This is a genomic window from Desulforamulus putei DSM 12395 (assembly GCF_900129195.1).
GTDB classification, from domain to species: Bacteria; Bacillota; Desulfotomaculia; order Desulfotomaculales; family Desulfotomaculaceae; genus Desulfotomaculum; species Desulfotomaculum putei.
This window is the reverse complement of sequence record NZ_FQUY01000047.1, coordinates 1-6,914: the sequence shown is the minus strand read 5'-3', so window position 1 is coordinate 6,914 and position 6,914 is coordinate 1. Positions and strand designations below refer to the sequence as shown.

Sequence of the window (6,914 nt, the reverse complement as noted above, 5' to 3'; positions counted from 1 at the left end):
ACTAACTTCCACCGGCAACCACTGGGGTGTTTTTGGCGTTTTTACGGGACTAGCTGTCTGGTTTTTATTTCTCCGCAGCCAGTACCATAGCCGGTCGGGATTGACGCCGTGTGCGGCGCACCACTCTCTGACACTGAGGCCGCTGGCCTGATATGCCGCTATTCTGTCTTCCCATTCTTTTTGTCGTTGGGCTTTAGTCATAAAAAAATCCTCCTCGTTTGTATCCTGAGGAAGATTATCCTACAAGCTAAAACATAAAGCTAGGTGGGTACGGTTTGACGCTTACATATCAACTATTTTTATTCTCATGCAAACATCCTCAAGGCTTTCTGCCGGACCTAAGCCCATATAATAGTTGATCAAACCTTCATATGCACCTCTATTTCCAATAAATACATATGTTGAAATCGACGATATCGCTTTATTGACAATTTCTTTATCGGAGTTGTTAAAGTATTTGATAATTTCATCAACATTTTGATGCTTCAGTTTTTCATGAAGGATATAGGCATTAATATCCTCATCATCTGGGATTTCAATAATTTCAGGTTCTTCATATTGATCGCAGGCTTCCTTTCCGCCATCAAACCGCTTTTTCAGGTATATATCATAGCAGTTTGAAAAATCAGCATTTTCCATAATTTCATCCAGAAAAGGTTCAAATACCTCATCATTCAAGCATATTCCCAAATCTGTATCTCTGCTGTCCTGAAAAAAGCTGCTGCAATTCTGGCAAATCCTATCTAGTTCCATATTAATTATCCTCCTATCAATCAAGCATATTTTTAAATTGCTCCACTACATTCCTTCCCAATTTTTTTATCTGGAGGAATTGGTATAACATTCCCATCACATTCATCATCAAATCCATATTTTGCCTACGCCCATTAACACATCTACAGGAGATATATAAATCTTTTCTTTCAATATGTTGTTCACGACTGAGTATACCTTCCGCTTCAATTCAACATTATTCATAGGCTGTTTTTCCTTCCGATACTTTTCAATATGCTGCTTACTTGCATTATAAATTCAATATTTCATCAAGCGTACCTATTAATTCATTTGCAATATTCAGACTATCCAACCTCATGATACTCTCCTCAGAATTTCCGAAGCTCAAAAGATTTATGCTGCCATACCAAACAATCCTTTGATCAATTACTGCAAACTTTTGATGTATATTTGATTTAAAAATAATACTGGCTCCTGTATTCTTTATGGAACTAATCATCTCCTCAAACGTAAGCCTGTCCCTTTCTTTATAATCTGTTTCAGGCCGGGTAATGACGGTAAGCTTTGCACCATTGTTAATCCCGGTCATAAGAATACTTAACATCTGGCTTAAACGCTTTTTGGTGACATAAGGACTGACAATGACAATGTCTGATTTAGCAGACGAAATATCATTACTGAAAACTGTCAGGAAGTTGCTATTGTCAAAAATCGTATTAATAGATTCAAAAGGCCTGCTGTCACCCCTGGCCGAATATCCGATAGAGGCATATCCTTTCAATCTTTTTTGATACATTCTTTCAAGTACACCTACATGAACATCCACATAATCATAAATCTGAACTTCACTCTTATTCTGATATAATCTGTGGAGCCTGCCCGCATACTGTTGAACTGTACCCTTCCAAGCTACAGGCATTGCAAGAAACAAAGTATCAAGTCTTGGTTCATCAAAACCCTCGCCAACAAATTTGCCGGTTGCAACTATGACAATATTACTCTCTGCCGGTATACTTGAAAGTCTTTCAAGTGCAGCTTTTCTTTCCTTTGCAGACATACCTCCGGTTAATGTAATAACATTCGGAAGTACTTCCTTTAAAGCGTTTGCAATCACTTCAACATGTGCAGTTCTTTCAGTTAGAACAATGGGATTACGGCCCTCATTTACGCTTTTAATAACATCATCTATGATTAATTTGTTGCGGATTTGACTGGTGCTGATTTCAGCATAAATTTGTCCAATAGACCATTCCTTTTCATCCTGGCTGACAGGCTTTCTGAAAGGAGTAAAGCGTGGAATGACATAATGCTCAAAAGGTCTTTTTTCAGCTTGCTTTCTAGCATCCACTTTATACCTGACCGGACCGCAATGCATGAATATGATGGGGTGGTGTCCGTCCTGCCTTACCGGGGTTGCCGTTAGCCCATAAACATATTTGCCGGCTACATTTTTCAATATCTGTTCGAAGCTAAATGCCGGAACATGATGGCATTCATCTACTATCACCATGCCGTAGTTGCGGATAAACTCCTTAACCTCATCCCCCTTTACCAATGACTGCATAATAGCAACATCAATAATGCCACTTAGATTGTTTTTTCCTCCCCCTAGCTGGCCTATAATACTTCTGCTCTTTTTCCTGCCTCTTTTCTTAATCTCATCAGAAGGAAGCTCTTCGTTGATTACAAGAAACTGGTTCAAGCGCTCCTTCCACTGTTCTAATAATTGCTGAGTATGAACAAGTATAAGAGTATTTACCTTTTTTACTGATATAATTTTCGCTCCGATAACGGTTTTACCAAATGCAGTTGTTGCTGATAATACACCATTGTCATGTTGTAGCATTGAACTAACAGCATCTTCTTGCTCATCACGAAGCTGTCCGTTGAATTCAACGTCAATCTGTTTTCCTGAATAGCTTTTATCAACCCATTTAACATCCACCTTGTGAGCACTAAACAGGTTTATCAGATCAAGCTCACATCCCCTTGGAAGACACAAGTACTCAGGTGTCTCGTCAGATAAGGAAATAATTCTGGGCTTATCAAAAGTCGGCAATCTCATAGCTTGAGCCTTATAAAAGTCAGGGTTTCTAAAGGCTGCCAGACGTTTAATAATATTCAATGCTTTATGTGAAAAGCCATTTTTACTAATGTACAGCATATTTACTTTGGTCACATAAACAGTGTCCGGGAAATCAGACTTGCTTAATTTATAATTCGTATTGCTTCTCTCCCATGGCTTGCATTCTTCATCTTCATTCTGTCTTAAATCACCTAATTCACTGCCACTGCATAGTTGCGAAATGTATAAGTCAATTTCACTTTCACTGAGCTTTCGAATACTGCTCAAAAAACTCCACTGGTCATCATAGGGCTGGAATTTTTCATCTATAAAAACACTGTTGTTGTTTCTGCGTGCATTTAATTGTAAAGGTAAGGCGATAAGATTCCCAAGACCACCTTTAGGAAGTGTATCCTGGTTTGGAAACAAGCGGTCGTATGAAGCAAATTTAATTTCATGTCTTTTAGCCATTGCGTGCGTAAGAAGTGCTGTACCAAATTTTCTAGCCGATACAGCACTTACCTTGTCATCAAAAAAGAACCATACATGTGCTCCATTCCCTGAACGAGAACGTTCAACTGCAAATGGAATATTATTTCCTGCACAGATATCTCTCAAAACTGATATATCTTTTTCCCAGCCTTCATCATCGAAATCAATAGCTAGGAAATAACAGGTTTCATCAGGCAGCATAGGATATACACCAAAAACGTCTTTGCCCCTGAGATGCTTATCTATTGCTGCAAAGTCCAAAACTGCATAATTTCTATTACCGCATTCGGAGCATTTAATCTTTGGCTTATTGCAAATTCCTCTTGCCCACTCATTCAAACATACAGGAGAATACCCCGATTTACCCTCTTTGTTTTGCCACCTTTTTGCATAGACATCATCCCTGCCTCTAAACAATGACATAAACAGGTTAATTTTATCCTCCGGGGAGCTACTATTGGTTACGTGTCCTGGTTTGATTACCTCAACTAGCTGAATGTCATTTACCTCTATTGAGGCTTGAACATCATTTTTTATATAGGGTGATGGCAATGGCAATCCAAGTCTTTTCCTAAAGTCCTCGTTTTCATTTTTTAATCTTTGATTTTCCTCCAGTAGCTTCCGGTATTTTTCAAAAAGCTCATTATATTCCATCTTTCCTTACTTCCCAATACCCATTTCTTAGACCTATCCGCTCAACAATCCCTTTCTTTTTTAAGTCTGATATGTTTGCCCCAATATTTCTCTTTGATATTCCGATAATTTCAGAAATTCTTGTATTGTTATACTACTGTTATGCCTCATAAGTTCAATAATCTTCATGGCGCAATTTCCGTATGCTTTGAACCATGAAAAAATGCCAGCTTCAAGCTGACTGACGATGCACTTAAAATTTTATATTCTATATTTCTTCATCCTCCAGCAAATCACCGAATAGGATACGCGTATAATTCCGTCTACCGTATAAGATTCTTGACACGAAAACAATTCCATCTTCGTACCTGTAAAATATCAAGTAATTGTCACAAACAAGGAAACGGTAATCTGTTTGTATATCTAGGACGGAAGATAGTGGCGCACCTATTCCGGGATACTCTGTCAACCCACGTATCTTTTTGGTGATTTTAGAAACAAGATTTATAGCTGCCTGTGGATTGCAAAGTTCTTTAGAAATATAGTCTTTAATTTCTGCTAAATCATCTTTAGCTTCAGGTGAAATTTTCAGCTTATACATCCTCAATCCCCAGTTCTGCTTCCACTTCCTCTATTGTCATCCATCCTTTCTCTCTCCCGGCCAGTTCTCCTTGGGCAAGCTGTGACATCAGCTTTAATGAAGCCTTTAATTTCTCATATTCAGTAATATCAACAATAGCAAATTTTCCTCTGCCATTTTTGGTTAAAAACACTGGCTCACCTACGGCAATGTCCCGCAGGATTTCGTTGTAATTTCTTAAATCTGATATGGGTTTAATGTTTGGCATTTATAACCGCCTCCTTCTTTGCTATTATTATACACCTTTCATTCGTAAAATACTACATCAAATTTAACACAATATTAAATGCAGCCCTATTACCTTGACGATATATCTTTTTTATACACTCAAGGGTTAACTCGAAATCAAAAATTGACAAAATCCTCAAAATCCTTTATTCATCATCCTTTCACCCTCTCAATCCTCACACAGCATTCTGTATGCCTTGAGCGTGTGAAACAGATAATTTTAAGCTGGCTCAAAACTAATATTTATTTTGGTAGTTTATATTTCATGGGGCCATATTATAAAATATTTTCTCTTAACATGTATCCAATGACAGATGCTTTCTCTATTAGGAATTCTAATATTACTAAGACTTCTTGTTTTAGTTGTTTGGTTATTCTTATTTTTTCTCGATTTATAAATATATACTTTTTAACAAGGTTTTCTAGATAATAGATTGTATTTTCCTCCAACTTATCTGACCATAAATTTCTATGATCATTTAACATCCTGGAAATCCATAAAACTCCGTCATTCAAATAAATACTTCCTATGCTATTTAATAATTTTGAAATTGAATATAAGACGGAAGGACAATGCCCGATATCCTCTGTTATTTTTTTTAAAAAACATTTTATTATTTTCTTTAAGTGTATGCCATTCTGTAGCTTCTTCCTTCCACATTGTTTGGGCAAAAAGGTAACTTTTAATAATTTCCTGTGTATACCAATACTTATCTCCATTCTTACATATTTCGACTACTTTACTGTAAAATAGATTCCAAGTACGCCAGAATTTATTGTATGCAGCCAATTTATCTTCTACTAAAATAAATACTTTAAATAACTCGGCTATAGCCTCTGACCTATTAAAACCATCAATAAACGGTTTTAAATAATCGAGAATATCTTGTTCAGAGACATTCAGAATAATAGATGTTAATTTTTCAAAAAAATCATGCCTAACTTTATAATCAACCTTATCTTCTCTTTTTTCTGATAACAAATCCTTTGCAAAAGCTGAAATTATTAATTGGGCTAATTTTTTATGTTCTATATTATCTGATTTTAATGGGATCAGCTCAAAAGCTGTTTTTAAAACATATAGCTCTAAATTTTGTACTGCGTTTAAATCCTCTATGGTAACTTTATTGTTAATTACCTTTTGTAAATCTGTATTGTATTTCTTTAAAAATGCTTTAATAACTTGATTTTCGTGAAGTTCGTAAATATTTTTTTTATAATTTTTTTTGCGTAATTCTGACCTTAGCTCTTCATATTTCGGCTTTAATAATAAATATCCCAAAAGGATGGACTGTGCATCATCAAAATTTATACTCCATAAATGATTCAAAATTGCCTTTTTAGAATAATCCGCAAATTCACAATACATTCCTATATTGTGAGGATCAAATAGAGTTAACAATAAAATTGTTTTTATAACCTCTTTTTCTTCTGGAAAATCCTTTAATAAAATTGGGAGCACAGAGATTGCTGATTCTACACCATCAGATATTTGATATGAATAATTTTCTCTAATAGATAGTGAAGCTACTTCTAAAATAATATCTTTACAAAACAACTTCTCATCTTGTGATAGCTTCTCGCTATAATCTCTTATTAAAACAGAGCAGGCATGCCCCGGAATTGTATAATTGAAAATATAGAATTGTTTATCTTCAGTACTATTAAGCCCTCCAATAATTTCTTTTACCTCTTGTAGCACAATTCCAGGGTTATTATCGTAATAATCATATTTTTTGTATAACTCATTATTTTCCATCTTGTAACTAGCCCATATTGTTATTAACGCTGCATAATGTCCTAAGATTGATGTTGCATGATGACCCAAAGTTGACGGATATAATGACCGATATTTTAGAAAGGGAGGAAGTGGCAAGAACAACCACTCCCCCCTTTTTCTAACTTAAATTATCACCCGGTATGTTTCCTGAATTTTTAAATTTAATCGTACATCTTGCATAATAACATACCATTCACTATCCAACTCTAATCTACAGGCAATGTTGGTATTTCCGACCAAAAGTTGAAAATATTCTCCGCAATAAAGGCCATACTCGCGATTTCCTAAAACGACAACCCAGCGATCCTGTTGAGAATCATATCTCATTTCTACCCCACGAC

Annotated in this window: 7 protein-coding genes; all 7 read right to left on the bottom strand. The window is 35.8% G+C overall.

Annotated elements, in window-relative coordinates; translation table 11 throughout:
• Positions 1-201 (bottom strand): IS66 family insertion sequence element accessory protein TnpA (gene tnpA / locus BUB67_RS15545; RefSeq protein ID WP_420795750.1); only part of this gene is annotated, 201 nt, incomplete at its 3' end.
• A gap of 81 nt (positions 202-282) precedes the next feature.
• Positions 283-753, bottom strand: coding sequence for a hypothetical protein (locus tag BUB67_RS15540; RefSeq protein ID WP_200798190.1), 471 nt, complete (start codon positions 751-753; stop codon positions 283-285).
• Positions 754-1,024: 271 nt separating this feature from the next.
• Positions 1,025-3,946 (bottom strand): TOTE conflict system archaeo-eukaryotic primase domain-containing protein, encoded by a 2,922-nt coding sequence (locus BUB67_RS15535; RefSeq protein WP_073240277.1) that lies wholly within the window; start codon positions 3,944-3,946, stop codon positions 1,025-1,027.
• A gap of 247 nt (positions 3,947-4,193) precedes the next feature.
• On the bottom strand, positions 4,194-4,526 hold the full coding sequence (locus BUB67_RS15530) for a type II toxin-antitoxin system RelE/ParE family toxin (protein WP_034425065.1): 333 nt from the start codon (positions 4,524-4,526) through the stop codon (positions 4,194-4,196).
• Positions 4,519-4,773: a type II toxin-antitoxin system prevent-host-death family antitoxin gene (locus tag BUB67_RS15525; protein ID WP_073240276.1), complete on the bottom strand. Its 255-nt coding sequence runs from the start codon at positions 4,771-4,773 to the stop codon at positions 4,519-4,521. Before BUB67_RS15525 ends, BUB67_RS15530 begins: the two co-directional genes overlap by 8 nt.
• Positions 4,774-5,325: 552 nt before the next feature.
• Positions 5,326-6,669 (bottom strand): hypothetical protein, encoded by a 1,344-nt coding sequence (locus BUB67_RS15515; protein WP_143157118.1) that lies wholly within the window; start codon positions 6,667-6,669, stop codon positions 5,326-5,328.
• 27 nt (positions 6,670-6,696) lie between these two features.
• Positions 6,697-6,914: DUF5348 domain-containing protein (locus BUB67_RS15510; protein ID WP_073240273.1), on the bottom strand; the 218-nt coding region annotated here is incomplete at its 5' end.